This is a genomic window from Flavobacterium frigidum (assembly GCF_048286795.2).
Genome location: NZ_JBLVPT020000001.1, coordinates 272,411 through 290,828 on the forward strand (window position 1 = coordinate 272,411; position 18,418 = coordinate 290,828).

The 18,418-nt window shown below is 35.5% G+C and carries 14 protein-coding genes; 1 reads left to right on the top strand and 13 read right to left on the bottom strand.

Translation table 11 applies throughout. From position 1 onward, the window contains the following. Positions 1-28 precede the first annotated feature (28 nt). Positions 29-3,085 carry a TAT-variant-translocated molybdopterin oxidoreductase gene (locus ACNQGB_RS01290; RefSeq protein ID WP_417944751.1) on the bottom strand — a complete coding sequence of 1,019 codons (3,057 nt, stop codon included), beginning with the start codon at positions 3,083-3,085 and terminating at the stop codon, positions 29-31. A 29-nt stretch (positions 3,086-3,114) separates the two neighbouring features. Beyond that, positions 3,115-4,458 (bottom strand): c-type cytochrome, encoded by a 1,344-nt coding sequence (locus ACNQGB_RS01295; RefSeq protein WP_417944753.1) that lies wholly within the window; start codon positions 4,456-4,458, stop codon positions 3,115-3,117. 215 nt (positions 4,459-4,673) lie between these two features. On the opposite strand from ACNQGB_RS01295, the gene ACNQGB_RS01300 reads away from it, so the two are divergent. Beyond that, positions 4,674-5,063, top strand: coding sequence for an SPOR domain-containing protein (locus tag ACNQGB_RS01300; protein WP_417944754.1), 390 nt, complete (start codon positions 4,674-4,676; stop codon positions 5,061-5,063). A 1,261-nt stretch (positions 5,064-6,324) separates the two neighbouring features. On the opposite strand, the gene ACNQGB_RS01305 is transcribed toward ACNQGB_RS01300, so the two are convergent. From ACNQGB_RS01305 to ACNQGB_RS01355, 11 genes are all read right to left on the bottom strand, one after another. Continuing rightward, positions 6,325-6,552 carry a hypothetical protein gene (locus tag ACNQGB_RS01305; RefSeq protein WP_417944756.1) on the bottom strand — a complete coding sequence of 76 codons (228 nt, stop codon included), beginning with the start codon at positions 6,550-6,552 and terminating at the stop codon, positions 6,325-6,327. After that, positions 6,516-6,725: a hypothetical protein gene (locus ACNQGB_RS01310; protein ID WP_417944758.1), complete on the bottom strand. Its 210-nt coding sequence runs from the start codon at positions 6,723-6,725 to the stop codon at positions 6,516-6,518. Before ACNQGB_RS01310 ends, ACNQGB_RS01305 begins: the two co-directional genes overlap by 37 nt. Positions 6,726-6,815: 90 nt before the next feature. Beyond that, complete coding sequence (gene infB / locus ACNQGB_RS01315; protein WP_417944760.1) at positions 6,816-9,701, bottom strand: translation initiation factor IF-2; 2,886 nt, start codon at positions 9,699-9,701, stop codon at positions 6,816-6,818. Between the two features lie 113 nt (positions 9,702-9,814). Further along, a complete protein-coding gene (nusA, locus tag ACNQGB_RS01320; protein ID WP_417944761.1) occupies positions 9,815-11,068 on the bottom strand; it encodes a transcription termination factor NusA in 1,254 nt (417 codons plus the stop codon). Between the two features lie 13 nt (positions 11,069-11,081). Next, positions 11,082-11,546, bottom strand: coding sequence for a ribosome assembly cofactor RimP (gene rimP, locus ACNQGB_RS01325; protein ID WP_472777048.1), 465 nt, complete (start codon positions 11,544-11,546; stop codon positions 11,082-11,084). 556 nt (positions 11,547-12,102) lie between these two features. Further along, positions 12,103-12,957 (bottom strand): TorF family putative porin, encoded by an 855-nt coding sequence (locus ACNQGB_RS01330; RefSeq protein WP_417945959.1) that lies wholly within the window; start codon positions 12,955-12,957, stop codon positions 12,103-12,105. Positions 12,958-12,998: 41 nt separating this feature from the next. Further along, a complete protein-coding gene (locus ACNQGB_RS01335; RefSeq protein WP_417945961.1) occupies positions 12,999-14,351 on the bottom strand; it encodes an NAD-dependent succinate-semialdehyde dehydrogenase in 1,353 nt (450 codons plus the stop codon). 96 nt (positions 14,352-14,447) lie between these two features. After that, positions 14,448-15,098 carry a GNAT family N-acetyltransferase gene (locus tag ACNQGB_RS01340; RefSeq protein WP_417945963.1) on the bottom strand — a complete coding sequence of 217 codons (651 nt, stop codon included), beginning with the start codon at positions 15,096-15,098 and terminating at the stop codon, positions 14,448-14,450. A gap of 84 nt (positions 15,099-15,182) precedes the next feature. After that, on the bottom strand, positions 15,183-16,604 hold the full coding sequence (locus tag ACNQGB_RS01345) for an aldehyde dehydrogenase family protein (RefSeq protein ID WP_417945964.1): 1,422 nt from the start codon (positions 16,602-16,604) through the stop codon (positions 15,183-15,185). Beyond that, on the bottom strand, positions 16,601-17,902 hold the full coding sequence (locus ACNQGB_RS01350; protein ID WP_417945965.1) for an aspartate aminotransferase family protein: 1,302 nt from the start codon (positions 17,900-17,902) through the stop codon (positions 16,601-16,603). Before ACNQGB_RS01350 ends, ACNQGB_RS01345 begins: the two co-directional genes overlap by 4 nt. Beyond that, positions 17,895-18,380 carry an Lrp/AsnC family transcriptional regulator gene (locus tag ACNQGB_RS01355; RefSeq protein ID WP_309759128.1) on the bottom strand — a complete coding sequence of 162 codons (486 nt, stop codon included), beginning with the start codon at positions 18,378-18,380 and terminating at the stop codon, positions 17,895-17,897. Before ACNQGB_RS01355 ends, ACNQGB_RS01350 begins: the two co-directional genes overlap by 8 nt. Positions 18,381-18,418: the final 38 nt, after the last annotated feature.

An 18,418-nucleotide genomic window follows, 5' to 3' on the forward strand; every position in this document is an offset into this window, starting at 1 on the left:
TATTGATTCTTAATTAATTATTTTTGTACTAGGTATTTCTAACTTTAACGTGATAAATCACATTTGGTTTTGTTCCAACATGCTCTAATAAATGATACATTCTTTCGTCTGCAGCTAACTTAGTGATTTCTGCTTCCTTATCATTTACATCTCCAAATTTCATTGCTCCAGTAGAACAAGCATTTGAACAAGCCGTTTGGAATTCACCATCAACGATTGGCCTTCCTTCGTTTTTAGCTTTCAAAATAGTCGCTTGTGTCATTTGAATACACATTGAACATTTCTCCATAACTCCACGAGAACGTACATTCACATCTGGATTCAATACCATACGACCTAGATCATCATTCATGTGATAATCAAATTCGCTATTTTTGTTGTACAAGAACCAGTTAAAACGACGTACTTTATACGGACAGTTGTTTGCACAATAACGTGTACCAACACATCTGTTGTACGCCATATGGTTTTGACCTTGACGAGAGTGTGATGTTGCGGCAACAGGACAAACTGTTTCACAAGGTGCATGATTACAGTGCTGACACATTACAGGTTGGAAAGAAACTTGTGGATTATCTCCTGCTTTTTCCATTTCATTAAATGTAGACAATGAACTAGATAAACCAGCAATATTTTCTTTTCTTTCGTTATCTCCTTCAAAAGTACTTTCAGAAGAATAGTACCTGTCAATACGCAACCAGTGCATATCACGACTTCTTCTAATCTCTTCTTTACCAACAACAGGAACGTTATTTTCAGCATGACAAGCGATTACACAAGCACCACAACCGGTACAAGCATTCAAATCTATTGAAAGATTAAAATGGTGACCTGTTGAACGATCAAATGAATCCCATAAATCTACTTTTGTTGCTTCAACTTCTTTATGATCCAATGAAACCATTGGTTGTTCATTCCAAACATGAGCATCTTTGGTATTAAAAATTTCTAAAGAGGTTTCTTTGATAATATCACCTCTTCCCATTAACGTTTTCTGACCTTGAACACATGCAAACTCATGTTCCCCATCGACTTTCGCCAAAGTAACTGATTGCACATTATCAAATCCTTTGTATAAAGAATAGGCGTTTAAACCTACCATCATTTCTTCTTTTAAGGCTGCTTTACGACCATATCCTAAAGCCAAACCAATAGTTCCAACTGCTTGACCTGGTTGAACAATAACTGGCACATTTTCTAATTTGAATCCATCTGCATTTGTAATGGTAGCATAACTTCCGTTTAATCCACCATTAGCAACAATTTCATTAGAAAGTTCGTATTTTTTTGCATCTGCATTAGACACTGTAACATAATTATCCCAAGAAACTCTTGTAATTGGATCCGGAAACTCTTGTAACCAAGGGTTATTCGCTTGCTGACCGTCACCCATACCTGTCTTGGTATACAAAACAAGCTCCAGTCCTGATGCTGCTTTTGCTTTTGCCAAAGCATTTGCAGCAGCGCTGTAATCAGCAGAACTCGATGAAGCAGCAGAAGCTACGCCAACATAAATACCGTCATGCACCACTTGATTCCAAGTTGAACCAGTAATCATGGTACCAGCGTTAGCTTTAATATAATCATAAAACGTACCTGTTAATCCAGTCAAAGATAACAAGACATCTTGAAATTGTTTAGTATTAAAAAGAGGACGAATCGTTGGTTGTGTAATTCCGTAAGTTCCTTTTGTAATACTCACATCATTCCACGATTCTAAATAATGAGGAACAGCAGCAGCTATAGTACTAACTAAAGCAGTTTCATGTTCTTTTAGTGAAAACGACACTGAAGTTTTAACTTTTTTAAGACCTTCAACAAATGTTGAACTGTCTGCCAAAGTGTATACAGGATTCACACCACTCATAATTAAAGTATACACACTTCCCGCCTTCATATCCTTGATAAGCTGAGTCACTTTTGCATCTGAACCTTTTCTGATTTGTCTAACACCAGAAGTACTGAACGCTTCACTTGCCAACACTTGGTTAATAGCCAAAACAAGCAACTGAGCATTTTTATCTTGAATACCTGAAACCAAAACACCTTTGGATCCAGCAGCTTTTAATTGCATTGCAGCTTTCGTAACTTCTGCTTTGAACTGATTGTCTAAAGTAACTGTAATTGCAGAACCTGTTACAATATTATATATGTGAACTAATGCTTGTTTTTGATTTGCAGTAGACATTGGTAAACGCTTATCAGCAGCTGCACCAGACAAAGTCATGTTTGCTTCTAATTGAAAATGACGAGACATCTTCCCTGCTTTAGGAATTCTTCCTTTAGCATAACCAGCATCAAAACCTCCACCTTGCCAATCGCCAAGGAAATCTGCACCAACTGAAATTATAAGTGATGCTTTCGAAAAATCGTAATCAACTAAAGCTCTTTCACCATAAACCGTTTCAAAAGCATCTAACGCTTCTGATTCAGATACAGCATCATAAACAACATGTTTAGCATTTGGATTTTTACCAATAAACTCAGCAATCAACTTTTCAGTTGACGGACTCGCTAACGTATTTGTCAAAAGAACAACTTGACCACCTTTTGCAACAGCATCAGAAAGACTAGTTTTGATTTTGGCATCTACAGCAGACCAAGTTGAATTTTTTCCTTCAATCTTTGGTTCTTTCAAACGCATGTTGTCATACAATGAAAGTATCGAAGCATGAATTCTTGCATTTGCACTAAACTTAGCTCCAGCAATTTTATTATTATCAATTTTAATAGGACGCCCTTCACGCGTTTTAACCAAAAGGTTGGCAAAATCAAAACCATCAAAAACCGAAGTCGCATAATAATCTGCTACTCCAGGAATGATTTGTTCTGGCTGAAGAACATAAGGAATTGACTTGTTCACAGGACCTTCGCATGCTGCAAGGGTAGCTGCAGCAGTACTAAAACCAACGTACTTTAAAAAGTCACGACGTGATGTTGATGAGGACGATAAAGCATCACCATTTCCTAAAAATTCATCAGTAGGAATTTCTTCAACAAATTCGTTATTTCTAAGCGCCTCAACAATAGAACTATTTTTGTCTAGTTCTTCAACACTTTTCCAGTATTTTTTGTTTGATGACATATATAAATATTAAAATCTTAATAATTTGATTAATAGTGGCATTTACCACATTCTAAACCTCCCATTTGTGCTGCAGTCAACTTGTCTACACCGTACTTTTTAGAAAGTTCATCATGAATTTTTGTGTAGTATTCATTCCCTTCCATTTTAACTTCAGTTTTTCTGTGACAGTCTATACACCAACCCATTGTTAAAGGGGCGAATTGTTTTTGAATTTCATATTCTTGAACCGGCCCGTGACATGTTTGACATTCGACACCAGCTACATTTACGTGCTGTGAGTGATTGAAATACACAAATGAAGGCAAGTTATGAATACGAACCCATTTCACAGGCTCTGTTTTACCAGTATATTTTTGATTGGTAGCATCCCATCCAACAGCCTTATATAACTTTTGGATTTCTGCATCATAAAAAGCTTTAGAATATTCTGGAGTCGCTGTAGTGTCAGAAACCTCAGCAATACTTTTGTGACAATTCATACAAACGTTCAATGAAGGAATACCAGAATGCTTGCTTACTCTTGAAGAAGAGTGACAATATTTACAGCTAATCCCATTGCTTCCTGCGTGAATTCTATGTGAATAGTGAATTGGCTGAATTGGAGCATAATCTTGGTCAACACCTACTTGCATTAAAAATCCGTAAACAAAGTACGCACTTGCCAAAAGCAAAAATATTGCGCTAACTAAAATTAAGAATTGATTTTTAGCAAAGGCTTTCCACAATGATTGTGTTGGTGCTTTCGGAGCAACTTCAATTCCATTTGCTTTTGCTACTTTCGACAAAACGTTATTCACTAAAAACAACATTACCACTAACACTAACATTACTAGAGCTAAAGCACCTAAAATAATGTTATTTGAAGTACCATTATCAGCAGCAGGACCGGGAAGTGCAGCGCCACCCACAACAGAAGGAGCAGCTTCAACTTTAGGCTCTGAAGTATACGCAATGATGTTATCAATATCTGCATTTGACAATTGAGGAAAAGCAGACATTACTGCCTTGTTGTTTTCTTCATAAACTTTTACCGCCTGAGGATCCCCAGACTTAATTAGTTCAGAGCTGTTCTTAACCCACTTGTAAAGCCATGCCATTTCATACTTAGCAGCAATTCCTCTTAACGCAGGACCTGTAGCTTTCGCATCTAATTTGTGACATGCAGCACAATTTGCATTAAACAATTCTTTACCCTTTACAGCATCTCCACCTGTTGCAGCAGCAGGAGCCGCCGTTGCTACAGTAGCCGCCGCGTCAGTTGCCGCCGGAGCAGCCTCTTGACCTAATGAAGTTAAAGAGAAAATTAAAGAAAAGGCTGCGCCTAAAAATAATTTCCTTGTGATCGAATTATGGTTACCCACCTTTTTCATATAGTATAATGATTATCTACTAAAAATTGGCACAGTTTTTTCTATTTGCTTTGTAAAAACTGGTCCTTTATTTAAAAACTTCGACAAAAATACGACTTAAGAACTATTCTCAAAACCCTAAAATAGTCTTAATTTCAATTTATATCTATTCTAAATAACATTTATTACTTGCTTTCAACACTTAAATAGTACTTTTGCACAAAAACCATCACATTATGAGAATTTTAGCCCTTAGAAAAGCATTTTTCATCACTCTTACAATTTGTATTTCCTATTTAAACACGAATGCCCAAGTGGGAAATACTACTCTAAAGCAAGACTCGAAATTTGAACAGTTATTAAATGAAAAGAGAAAAATAAATGTATCAAACGCCGTAAATGACTATTACAAAATTCAAATATTCAGTGGTGATAGCGAAAAAGCAAAAAACACCTTGGCTGAATTCAGACAGGCGTTTTCGGGGATGGATGGAACCATCATTTTCAACACGCCAAACTACAAAGTATGGGTGGGAAATTACAAATCACGCATTGAAGCGGAACGCAACCTTATCGATATTAAAAAAATGTATCCAAACGTACATTTGATCCGCCCAACAAGGTAATAGTACATTTTAATATGTTGTAAAAAACCGAGCAAATTGCTCGGTTTTTTTAATTTACAGTATTTCTTTAATTCCGTTTTACGGTTCGCATTTGGTAGTTATTAAAAAAAACCATTAATACACATTCATTTGACCCAACCGACAAGGCAATCTAATACTTTTTAAAATACTAAAACGAGCAGTTTGCTCGGGTTTTTTTGACTTATTTTAGTTGCTCTCGATTGCTGGCACAGTTTGGAAAACTACGCCAGCAAACCGCTTACATATCAAAATGTTGTGGTACAAGCCACGTCTATGGAAAGCATCACAGAAAAAGTCAGGAGACCTTTAACATATTTAGCATTTTCAAGAACTTTTAAAAAAACGCAAAGGCAGAGACATTTGCGCAGCCCGCATGACAACTTATTCACTCTTAGAAGAGCGGGGGATAATTTTTATTGTATTATACCTTTACTACGAAAAACATATAATAGAAAAATCAATAGACAAGAGGTCAAAATAGATAATATTAGTGCAATAATGTATTTTAAAATTTTGTTCTCTTGAAATAAGTCATAATTATTAAATAAGTTTTTAATGATAAAAAAAAATGGCAATGCTAATACTAGGTAAAAAGCAAATACTACAAAAAAAGAACTCAAGTTTAATTCTAGAAATATCATCACATCTTATTTATTATAATTGTATTGTTTTCGATTTTCAATATTTCTTTGCCCAAACTACCTGTTTTGGTTGCATTATTAGATTTAGATATATAATCTGTACCAATTAAATCCAACAACCTTTTAACAATTTAAATTGCTTATTATTAAGCATATTAAATTCTTTTTTTCCTGATTGTAATTCAATATATGAATTTAAAAGAAAAATATTATTTTTATTAATTTTTCCATTCTGTTGAAGGTAATTAAAAATTGTTAAATCAGGAGATTTTTGATCACCTGCATAAACTTTTGAATAACTTATGATAATGACTTAACATACAACATATATTAAACGCTTCTATACGCTATATTGCCAGCATGCTTTCCATCTTCTGATCCACCCATAGCACATACTCAAATGTAATATCTCCTAAAACTGCTCGAGCGAATAAAGCATAATATGGTTCATTGTTCCCCTTAGCCCCATACACCACAAGTATGCCGTCTTTCATATAACTGTGCACCCAAGAATCCCCTATTGTGTGCAACTTCAAAATATAAAATGATAAAATTTCATTTATTGCGATATTTAAAACATCTTTTTGAATCCCTCCTGTTCAACCATGATACTGTTTTTGCAAAGCAGGGTCAGCCCATGTCCCTAGACCTCCGTCACTCTCCCAAGATAAATAACTTTTATGTGGGGTAATTTTCATAGAATTATTATTCATTATTTCATGATCATACTTTTCCGCAGCTTGAGCCAAAATTCTAGCCGTAGATTTATTAGGTCCCATCGCAATTCCCATTACATAAACTGTCCATAATGACCATCCTCTTCCCAATTTCCATCAGAATCTTTATATCTCATGAGACTATCAAAAGCAAATCTATAAGGCGACCATTCAGGTGTCATTGATTTCATCTTATCAGCACTAAACCATCTATCAATTCTCGGATCTAAAATCCTTGCTCTAAAATCATAACTATTTCCTTCGCCTTTCAGCTCATTATGCATTTCCTACCCTTGAAACACACTCCATATCTGCTTAACTAAAATACAAAAAATCCCGACGAATCGGGATTTTAATTATTAACATATTGAATTCTATTTCAATTTCTTTTTAACTGCTACTTCATGGTACGATTCAATAACATCTCTTTCTTCGATGTCGTTGTATCCTTTTACTTGAATACCACAATCATATCCTTTCGCTACATCTTTAACATCGTCTTTAAAACGTTTCAATGCCAGTAAATCTCCTGTAAATACTACGACACCTTCTCTGATAATTCTCATCTTAGCGCTACGTACAATTTTACCATCCATTACCATACAACCTGCAATAGAACCTACTTTAGAGATTTTGAATATCTCTCTAATCTCAGCAGTTCCTAGAATTTCTTCTTTCATTTCAGGAGCTAACATCCCTTCCATTGCATCTTTCAAGTCATCGATTGCTGCGTAGATAATAGAGTAGTAACGGATATCGATTTCTTCTTTGTCTGCTAATTGTCGTGCATTTCCAGCAGGACGAACATTAAATCCGATAATAATTGCATCTGAAGCAGAAGCCAACATAACATCGGTTTCTGTAATCGCTCCAACACCTTTATGGATAATATTGATTTGAATTTCTTCAGTAGATAATTTAGAGAACGAATCAGACAGTGCTTCAACAGAACCATCAACGTCACCCTTAAGGATTATGTTCAATTCTTTAAATTGACCCAAAGCAATTCTACGTCCAATTTCATCCAATGTAATGTGACGTTGTGTACGTACGGATTGTTCACGCATTAATTGAGAACGTTTCGAAGCAATTTGTTTCGCTTCTTTTTCGTCTTCAAAAATATTGAACTTATCACCCGCAGTTGCTGCTCCATCAAGACCAAGTACTGAAACCGGAGTCGAAGGACCCGCAACAGTAACTATATTCCCTCTTTCATCATGCATGGCTTTAATTTTACCGTGATGCTTCCCTGCTAACATATAATCACCAACTCGTAAAGTTCCGTGCTGTACTAATATGGTAGAAACATATCCTTTTCCTTTGTCCAAGAAGGCTTCAACAACAGTTCCTTGTGCAGCTTTGTTTGGATTTGATTTTAGATCTAAAAGTTCTGCTTCAAGCAATACTTTTTCTAATAATTCTTTCACGCCTGTTCCTACTTTCGCAGAAATATCATGTGATTGAATTTTTCCACCCCAATCCTCAACAAGTAAATTCATACCTGCTAATCTTTCTTTTACTTTTTCTGGATTCGCATTTGGCTTATCAATTTTATTGATTGCAAATATAATTGGAACACCAGCTGCTTGAGCATGGCTAATAGCCTCTTTGGTTTGCGGCATGATATCATCATCAGCTGCAATTACAATAATAGCAATATCCGTAACTTGAGCTCCACGTGCACGCATTGCAGTAAACGCTTCGTGACCAGGTGTGTCTAAAAATGCAATTTTTTGACCGTTATCTAAGGTTACTCCGTAGGCACCAATATGTTGTGTAATTCCTCCAGATTCCCCAGCAATTACGTTTTCTTTACGAATGTAATCCAGTAACGATGTTTTACCGTGATCGACGTGACCCATTACCGTTACAATTGGCGCTCTGAAAACTAAGTCTTCTTCTTTATCTTCAACAACCTGAATTGCTTCTTCGATATCAACAGTGATAAACTCAACTTCGTAACCAAATTCATCGGCAACAATAGTCAATGTTTCTGCGTCAAGACGCTGGTTCATGGTAACCATGATTCCAAGTGACATACACGTACCAATAACTTTAGTAATTGGCACATCCATCATAATGGCAATTTCACCTACAGTAACAAACTCCGTAACCTTTATAGTTTTACTTCCTTCGTCAATAGCTCTTTGCTCATCATCAGATTTCTGACGGTGCGTATCTCTTTTATCTCTTCTATATTTAGCAGCTTTAGATTTACCACCTTTACCTTGTAGTTTCTCTAAAGTCTCTCTAATTTGGTTTTTAACTTCCTCTTCTGTTGGCTCAACTTTAGCAACAATAGCGGGTCTGTTTCCTTTAACGAAACCTGGCCTAGCACTTCTGTTAGCATTAAAACCTCCACCACCAGTATTTGGAGTAATCTTATTAGGATTTGGCGCACCTGGAACACCAGGAGTTGCCGGCGGTCTTGGAGCACCCGGTTTAGGAACAATCCTTTTACGCTTATTTTTATTGGCATTAGCTGCCGCTGATCCTGGAGCACCCGGTTTATTCGGAGTGATTTTCGGTTCTTCTTTTTTCTTTTTAGGTTTATTAAATTGAGATAAATCAATTATCTGACCCGTTAAAGTAGTACCCGATAGTTTTTGATATTGCGTTGTGATGGTTTCATCAACAGGAGCTTCATCAACTTTAACTGCCTCGGTTTTTTCAATTACTTTCGGTTCAGCAACTGCTTCTTTTGGAGCCTCCAATTTTACCTCTTTTATACCAGTAATTGGTTTTACCTCTTTTTTATCTGAAATTGGTTTCTCAGGTGACGGTTTCTCAGCTATCGGTTTCTCAGGCAAAACTTCCTTTGCAGGCGCTTTTACCTCAGGTACATTTGCAATTGGAGCGACTACTTTTTCAGGAGTAACGACTGCTGGTTTTTTCGGATTGAGATCAATCTTACCAACTTGTACTGGGCCTGCTATAACTGCTCTAGCTTTTATAACCTCTTGTTGTTTTACGCGCTCTTCTTCGATCTTACGTTTGTCATCGATTTCCTTCTCTCGTTCTAAACGCAAAGCTTCTTTTTCTTTTCTCTTCTCTTCTCCTACTTCTTTAGAAGCTTCTTTATTCCCTTTGTCACCAGCAAACTGACCGCACAAGACATTGTATACATCATCAGAAATTTTTGCGTTCGGATTTGCTTCCATAGCAATCCCCTTATCTTTCAGATAATCCACAGCTCTTTCTAAAGAAATATTCAATTCCCTCAAAACTTTGTTTATTCTAATAATTCTCTCTTCAGACATAAAACCTTTTTATTATTACCTTTTTTGTTATTCCTCACTTTACTCCCAACTCGATACCTACCGAGAAAGAATTCATTGTAAAGTGGCATGTTTATCGTTGAAGATGTATTTGACTAACTGTCAAATTCTTCTTTCAATATTCTCATTACATCTAGAATTGTTTCCTCTTCTAGGTCTGTTCTTCTTACTAAATCTTCTACGTCTTGTTTCAAAATACTTTTTGCAGTATCCAAACCAATTTTTGCAAATTCTTCGATAACCCAATCTTCAATTTCATCTGAAAACTCTGTCAATTCAACATCATCCTCATCTGCCGTAGCACCTGCAACGTCACCTTCACGAATAACGTCAAGCTCATAACCTGTCAACAAACCTGCTAATTTAATGTTGTGTCCACCACGACCAATTGCTTTAGAAACTTCTTCCAATTTCAAGAAAACTTCCGCTCTTTTAGTCTCTTCATTAATTTTAATAGAAGAAACTTTTGCAGGACTTAACGCTCTTGTAATAAACAATTGAATATTACTTGTAAAATTAATTACGTCAATGTTCTCATTTCCTAATTCGCGAACGATTCCATGAATACGAGATCCTTTCATACCAACACAGGCTCCAACTGGATCAATCCTATCGTCATAAGAATCAACAGCTACTTTTGCTTTTTCGCCTGGTATTCTTACCACTTTTTTAACCATAATTAAACCGTCAAAAACTTCTGGAATTTCTTGTTCAAATAATTTTTCTAAAAACTTCTCAGAAGTTCTAGACATGATTATCTGCGGTTTATTTCCTTTCAATTCAACGCTTTCAATAATTCCTCTTACATTATCTCCTTTGCGGAAAAAGTCAGAAGGTATTTGTTTTTCTTTTGGCAAAATAATCTCATTCCCTTCATCATCAACCAAAATAACAACTCTTGGACGCACATGGTGCACTTCGGCTGTATAAATATCACCTATTAAATCTTTAAATTGCTTGTAAAGATTCGTATTATCATGCTCATGTATTTTTGAAATTAAATTCTGACGCAAGGCTAAAATAGCTCTTCTTCCTAAATCAATTAACTTCACTTCTTCGGAAACTTCTTCACCAATTTCAAAATCAGGCTCTATTTTTCTAGCTTCTGTCAATGTAATTTCAAGATGATCAAAATCCAAGTCTTCATCAGCAACGATTACTCTTCTCTGCCAAATCTCCATATCACCTTTATCAGGATTTATGATGATGTCAAAATTATCATCTGAACCGTATTTTTTTTTCAATGCATTTCTAAATACATCTTCTAAAATTGCCATAAGCGTTACACGATCAATGAGTTTGTCATCTTTAAACTCTGAGAATGAATCGATTAATGCTAAATTTTCCATGCGAATTCTTTAATTAAAATGTTACTGTAACAACTGCTTCTTTTATATCTACGTAAGGCAATGTTAGCTCTTTTTGAACTGTTTCCTTCCCTTTTCCTAACTTCTTAGGTTCTCTTGCTTTCCACGACAAAATTACAAAATCATCATTAGCATTTACTAATTCTGCTTCAATAATTTCCGTAGATGTCTTCACTATCAGTGTTCGACCTATATTTTTCTTGTATTGTCTGGTTAATTTTAATGGAGATCCCACACCTACCGAAGCGACTTCTAGAGAATAATCTTGTTCCTCCCTATCTAAGTTAGCATCAATGAATTTGCTCACATCGATACAGTCTTGCAATGCAACTCCGTTATCACCGTCTAGCGTCACAATAACCTTGAAAGCATCAGTGATGATAAGGTCTATCAAAAAAATCGATGGCTTTTCTAACAAGCCTTCTGTCAACAATGTATTTACTTTTTCTTTAAATGTCATATTTTTATAAAAAGAGGGGACTTAGTAGTCCCCTCATTATCTAGATTTTAATAAATAACGGTGCAAATATAGTGTTTTTTTTTCTAAACTAAAATATTCGAATGCTGTTATATAAATTCATCGCTTTATTTAAGAATAGATTTAGAAATTAATGCCCAACAACTATTATTTGACGATTGGAAAAAATTCGATCGATAAAACTAAAAATTATATTTTTCCATTTATCCAATTCTCAAGATGGTATTAAAAAAAGAAATAAAACACCTTTAAACCTCTACAGCATTGATAAAAATTAACAGCTCGAGTTTTTTATCGGAAAACAATGATTTTTAATTCTTAAATTTAAAAAGTTAGTAATCAATTATTCAACTTACTCTCCCCCTTAAATAAAAAAGATCAAACAATAATTCCTAAGTAGTAAAAACAATTCACATAATTTTAATCACAAATAAAAAGCAATTTTCAATGGCATTAGATTGAAACTAATTTGGAAAACAAAAAAAACTACCAAAACACTAAATAGTGACCTGGCAGTTCCTGCATTATTACTAAAAATTTACCTGATAGAAAAAGTCATTCCTGCTGAAAAGAAATTCCTAACTGTTTTAGTGAGATTACCATCTCCATCAAACTCTTGAACTCCGTAATCATTATTTGTATATCCAACAAATACAGGCAAACTGTAGTTTTTAGAAATTTTAAATTCTTTAGATATAGTCAATCCTACATTCGTAAAAGTAAATCCCGCTTCGTCATTTGCATCTAGACCATAATAACCTCCGTTAATTACTGCTGCTCCAACAACTGGTCTTACATCTACACCTATTTTTTCAAAAGAATGTGTATATCCTATTTCAGCATAACTAGAAAAAGCTCTTTTGGTTGGGTCATTATTCATAAAATCATTCCCGCCAATAAGAGTACTCCAAGTAAAATCAATTGGCACTCCTTTTTCAGAAAAGTCAAACAAAAGACATAAATCCAAGGTTTGGGCTGAGCCCTCAGAATAATCAAAATAAGAATCTCTTGAATTAGCAGCATCCTCCTGATGAGCTTTTTTTGTTGATGGCCAATAATAATCAGCCAACATAACGCTCATAATAGGATTAATTTGATAAGTTATACTACAGTCGAATTCGTTGTATGCATCAACGGCATTGGAGAAATTGGTTGTTCCCCATATCCCTACTGATAATTTATCGGTAAGAGCATAATCTACTGTGGCCTGAAAAGCTACTTTGTCCCCATTATAACGAACTCCTCGCCATAAATAAGGATAAACAACATCAATTGAAGCTGTTAACTTTGGCTCTGCTTCTTCAGCTTCTGGGATTGGTGCTACTGGTGCATCTTGTGCAAATATCAAACTGCTTGTTAAAGCAAATGCGAAAATTAAAATTACTTTTTTCATGTTAAATTTGGTTTTTTTGGTTAGTTAATTCAATTTTAAAATTATTCGATAATCACAGATTTCATATTCATAAATTCTTTAATTCCAATTTCAGACAACTCTCTTCCGTACCCTGATTTTTTAGTTCCTCCAAAAGGAATTCTAGAATCAGAACGTACCAATGAGTTTACAAAAACATTTCCAGCTTCAATTTTTCGTGCCAATCGATATGCGTTTTCACGATCTTCCGTCCAAATTGCCGATGCCAAACCATATCTGTGGTTATTGGCAATAGTGATAGCATCATTTTCATCTTTGGCTCTAATTATAGTTGCGAGCGGACCAAAAGTTTCTTCTTGAAAAGCAATATTATTAGCATCTACAAAATCAATTAATGTTGGTTGGAAATTGCAGTTTTCTCGTTGTCCTCCTAGTACTAATTTTGCTCCTTGTTGTAATGATTTTTCTAATTGATGACTTAGTTTATCGGCCAAATCCAATCGGGCCAATGGCCCCATATTTATTCCATCTTGTAACGGATTTCCTTGATGTAAAGCATTTACTTTTTGGGCAAAAAGGGCAGCAAATTCATCTGCTACTTTTTCGGTAACGATAAAACGTTTGGCACATATACAAGCCTGTCCTGCATTTAGCATTCTGGATTGTGTAGCAACTGTAGCTGCTTTTTCAATATCGGCATCATTCAAAACTATAAATGCATCCGAACCTCCCAACTCCATAACTGATTTTTTGATATGCTTTCCAGCCAAAGAAGCCACGGAAGAACCTGCCATTTCACTCCCCGTCAATGTAATTCCATGTACAATATCTGAAGCGATTACACTTTCGACTTGAGCAATATCAATGGTTATTTGTTGAAAAACACCTTCTGGAAAACCAGCCTCCAAAAATGCATTTTCGATCGCTTTGGCACAACCTATAACGTTTGGTGCATGTTTTAATAGTGTTACATTCCCCGCCATAATAGCCGGCGCTGCATAACGCAATACTTGCCAAAAAGGATAATTCCAAGGCATAATTGCAAAAACGGCTCCCATGGGGTCATAAACAGATAGGCTAGTAAAAGGCGTATCGTACTTTTCGTCTTGCAGCATTCTCTCGGCATTATCCGCATAGAAGTCACAATTTCCTGCTGATTTTTCAACTTCACTAATTCCTTCAGGCAAAATTTTACCCATTTCATTAGTAATCAACAAACCTAGCTCGTCCTTCTTTGCTCTCAGAATATTGCCTAGATTTTTCATTTTATCAGCTCTTTCCTGAAAAGATGTATGTCGCCAATTCTTAAAAGCTCTTTCTGACAATTCCAATTTCTGATTCAATTGTGCGTTCGTCAATACTTCATGCTCCGCAATAATTTCTCTTGAAAAAGGATTTATTGATTTAAATATCATTTTATTTTTTGTTTAAAATTTAATGTTGTAGGCATAAATTTTCATGACTGAACTTCATTACTACTGAACACTGAATACTTCGAACTGACCACTTTTTTAATGATTTTCACTTAATTTAGTGTTTGGATCCAAGGGCCAATACATTAAAACCGAACAATTTCCGCTTCTAGGATCATCTAAGTAATCAAATAATGGCTCGACCAGAATGAATCCACATTTAGTTTGAGCCGTTACTGTTGGGTCAGTAATTTCTCTTTTAATCAGCTTATCACAATATTCCGCAATAGTCATTTGATTTTTAACATTATCATAACCGATAGGCATTCCCGCCGTCATTTGTCCTTTGCAACCTAATGCTTTGGCTATATCCTGACGGGCATTATAAATTTCTCTTCCAATACCTTTTCCTTGGTAATCTGGATGAACAGAAACATCTAACCCGTAAATCCAATCGGCTTTAGGATCATGTGTTCCCAACCATAAATCATCAGAAATCTCCAAAAAAGTATGGTGTCCTTTGTGATAATTTTGACGCAAAGTCGTGCAAGAAGCAATTACTTTATCACCATCCAAAACAATGAATTGTCCCTCTGGAAAAACTTCCAAATGTCTTTTGTATTTTTCTTCCGTAATTAATTCCTCGGCAGATAAAGTTGGAAAAACAATTTCTTGCAATTCAGCTTGCTGTTTTGCATGTTCCGGTAAAGGCGTTTGCAATGTATATTTCCCTAAAATTTCTTTTTTCATGTATTTATAATTAGATGACAGAAAGATTTAAACGTTTAAAGCCTTTTAAATCTTTTACCTTTATGGCTTTCGACTTTAAGACATTTATGACATATTACCGTAACTAATTAGCTTTAACTCCATGTATTCTTTTAATCCTTCAGAACCGGACTCGTGTCCCATACCGCTACTTTTTATTCCAATAAAGGGCAATTCAGTACCGTGAGCAGCCCATTCATTGACTCCCACCATTCCAAATTCAAGATTTTCGGCATAAAAATTAGCTGTTTTAATATGATTTGTAAATACATAAGAAGCCAAACCATATTCAGTGTCATTTGCCCATTCCAAAACTTCTTCTTTCGTTTCGAAAGAGATTACAATCATCAACGGTCCAAAAACTTCTGTCTTAATAAAAGCCTGATTTTGTCTTGCTTCAATCAAAGCCGGATGAACAAAAAATCCTTTTTCAGCAGGTTCGCCGCCAATATGAATAATTGCTCCTTCACTTTTTGCTTTTTCAAGCATTTCCAAAGAATGTTCCTGTTGCTTTTTATTAATTAATGGTCCTACAAAATCGATATCACCCCCATTAATTCCCGTTTTCAATTGCGAAATGTCTTCTTTTACGATAGAAACAAATTGGTTAAAAATAGAGGAATGAACATAAAAACGTTGTGGAGCTACACAAACCTGACCGCAATTACGCAATTTTGCAACCAAAGCTTGATGAGCAATTGCTTCAACATCGACGTCTTTTTCGATAATTACCGGAGCATTTCCTCCTAATTCAAGTGATAATTTTGTTGCTGTTTTTGAAGCGCCATCCATCAAAATTTTTCCAACTCTTGTGCTTCCTGTAAAACTTATTTTTTTCAATAAAGGATTTTCAATCATTTCATTTCCGGTAGAAATAGGCTCAGTATTGATCAAATTAAAAACTCCTTTTGGTATTCCGGATTCGTGCAATGCTTTTGCCATATTAAAACTAGACAAAGGCGTAAATTCAGAACCTCTCATCACCACGCTACAACCAGCAGCTAAAGCAGCTGCAACAGCACGGGCAGGATTATAAGCTGGAAAATTCCAAGCGGTAATTACCCCCACTACTCCTAATGGCTGATAAATAACCATAGACCGTTTATCAATTCTGCTAGACGGAATAACACGTCCATAACTGCGTTTCCCTTCTTCTGCAAACCATTCAAAAAGATTAGCAGAAACTTGCCATTCACCTCGAGATTCCAGCATTGGCTTACCGGTTTCCAGCGAAGTTTCTTTGGCGAAAGCCTCTACATTTGCCCGCATATAATTGGCTGCCTTTTTTAGAAATTCAGCTCTAAAATATGGAGTTGTGTTTTTCCATTCTTTAAAAGAAGCATCAGCGGCTTGAATTGCCAAGGCACAATCACCAGTGTTTCCAAAAGGAATTTTATCAATTATTTCTTCGGTAGCCGGACTTTGTAAATCCCAGGTCGCGCCATCAACTGCGTCGCACCAAGCTCCATTTATATATTGTTTTCTCATGACAGTATTTCTTTTATTGTTTCTTCTAAAATTGACAGGCCTTTTTCTAAAATTTTGTCTTCTATAAATAATGGACTTAAAATTCGGATGCAATTTCCGTACGTTCCCGACGTGATGACAATTAATCCTTTCTCTAAACATTTATTGACAATTGCTTTTGCAACATCACCATCAGGCATTTTAGTTTCCGGGTTAAAAAATTCTATGGCTAGCATCGCTCCCAATCCTCGGACATCAGTAATATTTTTAGGAAATTTTTCTTGTAACTGATTGAATCTGTCTCGAACTATCATGCCTACTTTATCTCCAGCAGCATTGATGTTGTTTTTTTGCATGTAATTGATGCTTGCCAATGATGCTACACAACTCAATGGATTTCCTAAATAAGTTCCTCCAATAAGACCTGGTTTAACGGCATCCATAATTTCCTTTTTCCCTATAACGGCACCAATAGGCATTCCTCCACCCATAGATTTTGCCCAAGTTGATAAATCCGGAGTAACATCGTAATGTTCGTAAGCTGCCCATTTTCCTGTGCGACCAAAACCAGATTGTACTTCATCAAAAATCAAAAAAATGTTGTTTTCAGTACAGAATTTACGCAAGTATTGAACATATTTTTTTGATGCAACCGTAAAACCGCCTTCCCCTTGTACTAATTCTAATATAATTGCAGCCGTTTGACTCAATGAAACGGTTGATGAAAAAGTTTTATGCAACTTCATAATCATCAAATCATCGAATTCATCTGAGGTCATTCGAGCGTTCATACTCGGTTTATAATATGGATATTCTAAACGGTAAACTTCAGGCGCATATGGCCCCGCACCTTCTTTGTATTTTACATTGGATGTCAAGGTCATTGCCATCATTGTACGTCCGTGAAAAGAACCATCGTAACAGATAATCCCTGATTTTCCGGTTACAGCACGAGCAATTTTAATAGCATTTTCAACTGATTCAGCTCCAGACAAAGTTAGCATTGCTTTGGTAGATTCACCATGTGGCAAAATCTCACACAATTTTTCTGTTAAGTCCAAATATTGTTCGTAAACTGAGACATTGAAGGAAGCATGAATAAATTTATCAGCTTGACTTTTGATTGCTTCAATAATTTCAGGCACACCGTGTCCTGCATTATTTACCCCAATTCCTCCTGCAAAATCGATCAATTCTCTTCCATCGGCATCAATTATGATCGCTCCTTTAGCAGATTGAATGCTGGACGAATTGAATATTCCTAAAGCGTTTGGAACACTTTTTTTTCTTCTTTCGTATAATTTGTCTGTATTATTCATTTTGCTTACTTGATAGTTTTGCTAATTCTAAATCGGGTTGCGCGAATTTGTAAATTTTCATATACATATTTGTTTTTGTGTCGAAAACACCCTCCATTTCATGAATTTTATCTCCTAATAATTCATTCAAATGCTCCATATCCCGACACATAATATTGGCTTCAATATCATAATCACCTGAAACAGATGCCAAAAAACTAATTTCAGGCAACTTTGCTAATTCCTCAAAAATGGTTTTCATGTATGATTTTGGTTTAACTGAAATCAAAACACTTGCATAAGCATTAAAACCAATTTTATTAGGATCGACCCTTCCTATAATTTGCAAAGTCCCGTCTTCAATTAAGTTAATGTAGCGGTGTCTAATGGTACTCACTGCTACATTAATTTCTTTAGAAATTTCAGTAAACGACATTCGACCGTCTTTTTGAAGGAGTTTCAAAATTTGGTAATCTAATTCATCATCTAATGCACTCATTTTTTATTTTTTAAAAACTTATTCGGATTTAAAACCCT

Bases quoted from the DNA above. Each gene is read 5' to 3' on its own strand.
- ACNQGB_RS01290 (WP_417944751.1), bottom strand. From the start codon at position 3,085: ATGTCATCAAACAAAAAATACTGGAAAAGTGTTGAAGAACTAGACAAA.
- ACNQGB_RS01295 (WP_417944753.1), bottom strand. From the start codon at position 4,458: ATGAAAAAGGTGGGTAACCATAATTCGATCACAAGGAAATTATTTTTA.
- ACNQGB_RS01300 (WP_417944754.1), top strand. From the start codon at position 4,674: ATGAGAATTTTAGCCCTTAGAAAAGCATTTTTCATCACTCTTACAATT.
- ACNQGB_RS01310 (WP_417944758.1), bottom strand. From the start codon at position 6,725: ATGCATAATGAGCTGAAAGGCGAAGGAAATAGTTATGATTTTAGAGCA.
- infB (WP_417944760.1), bottom strand. From the start codon at position 9,701: ATGTCTGAAGAGAGAATTATTAGAATAAACAAAGTTTTGAGGGAATTG.
- nusA (WP_417944761.1), bottom strand. From the start codon at position 11,068: ATGGAAAATTTAGCATTAATCGATTCATTCTCAGAGTTTAAAGATGAC.
- rimP (WP_472777048.1), bottom strand. From the start codon at position 11,546: ATGACATTTAAAGAAAAAGTAAATACATTGTTGACAGAAGGCTTGTTA.
- ACNQGB_RS01330 (WP_417945959.1), bottom strand. From the start codon at position 12,957: ATGAAAAAAGTAATTTTAATTTTCGCATTTGCTTTAACAAGCAGTTTG.
- ACNQGB_RS01335 (WP_417945961.1), bottom strand. From the start codon at position 14,351: ATGATATTTAAATCAATAAATCCTTTTTCAAGAGAAATTATTGCGGAG.
- ACNQGB_RS01340 (WP_417945963.1), bottom strand. From the start codon at position 15,098: ATGAAAAAAGAAATTTTAGGGAAATATACATTGCAAACGCCTTTACCG.
- ACNQGB_RS01345 (WP_417945964.1), bottom strand. From the start codon at position 16,604: ATGAGAAAACAATATATAAATGGAGCTTGGTGCGACGCAGTTGATGGC.
- ACNQGB_RS01350 (WP_417945965.1), bottom strand. From the start codon at position 17,902: ATGAATAATACAGACAAATTATACGAAAGAAGAAAAAAAAGTGTTCCA.
- ACNQGB_RS01355 (WP_309759128.1), bottom strand. From the start codon at position 18,380: ATGAGTGCATTAGATGATGAATTAGATTACCAAATTTTGAAACTCCTT.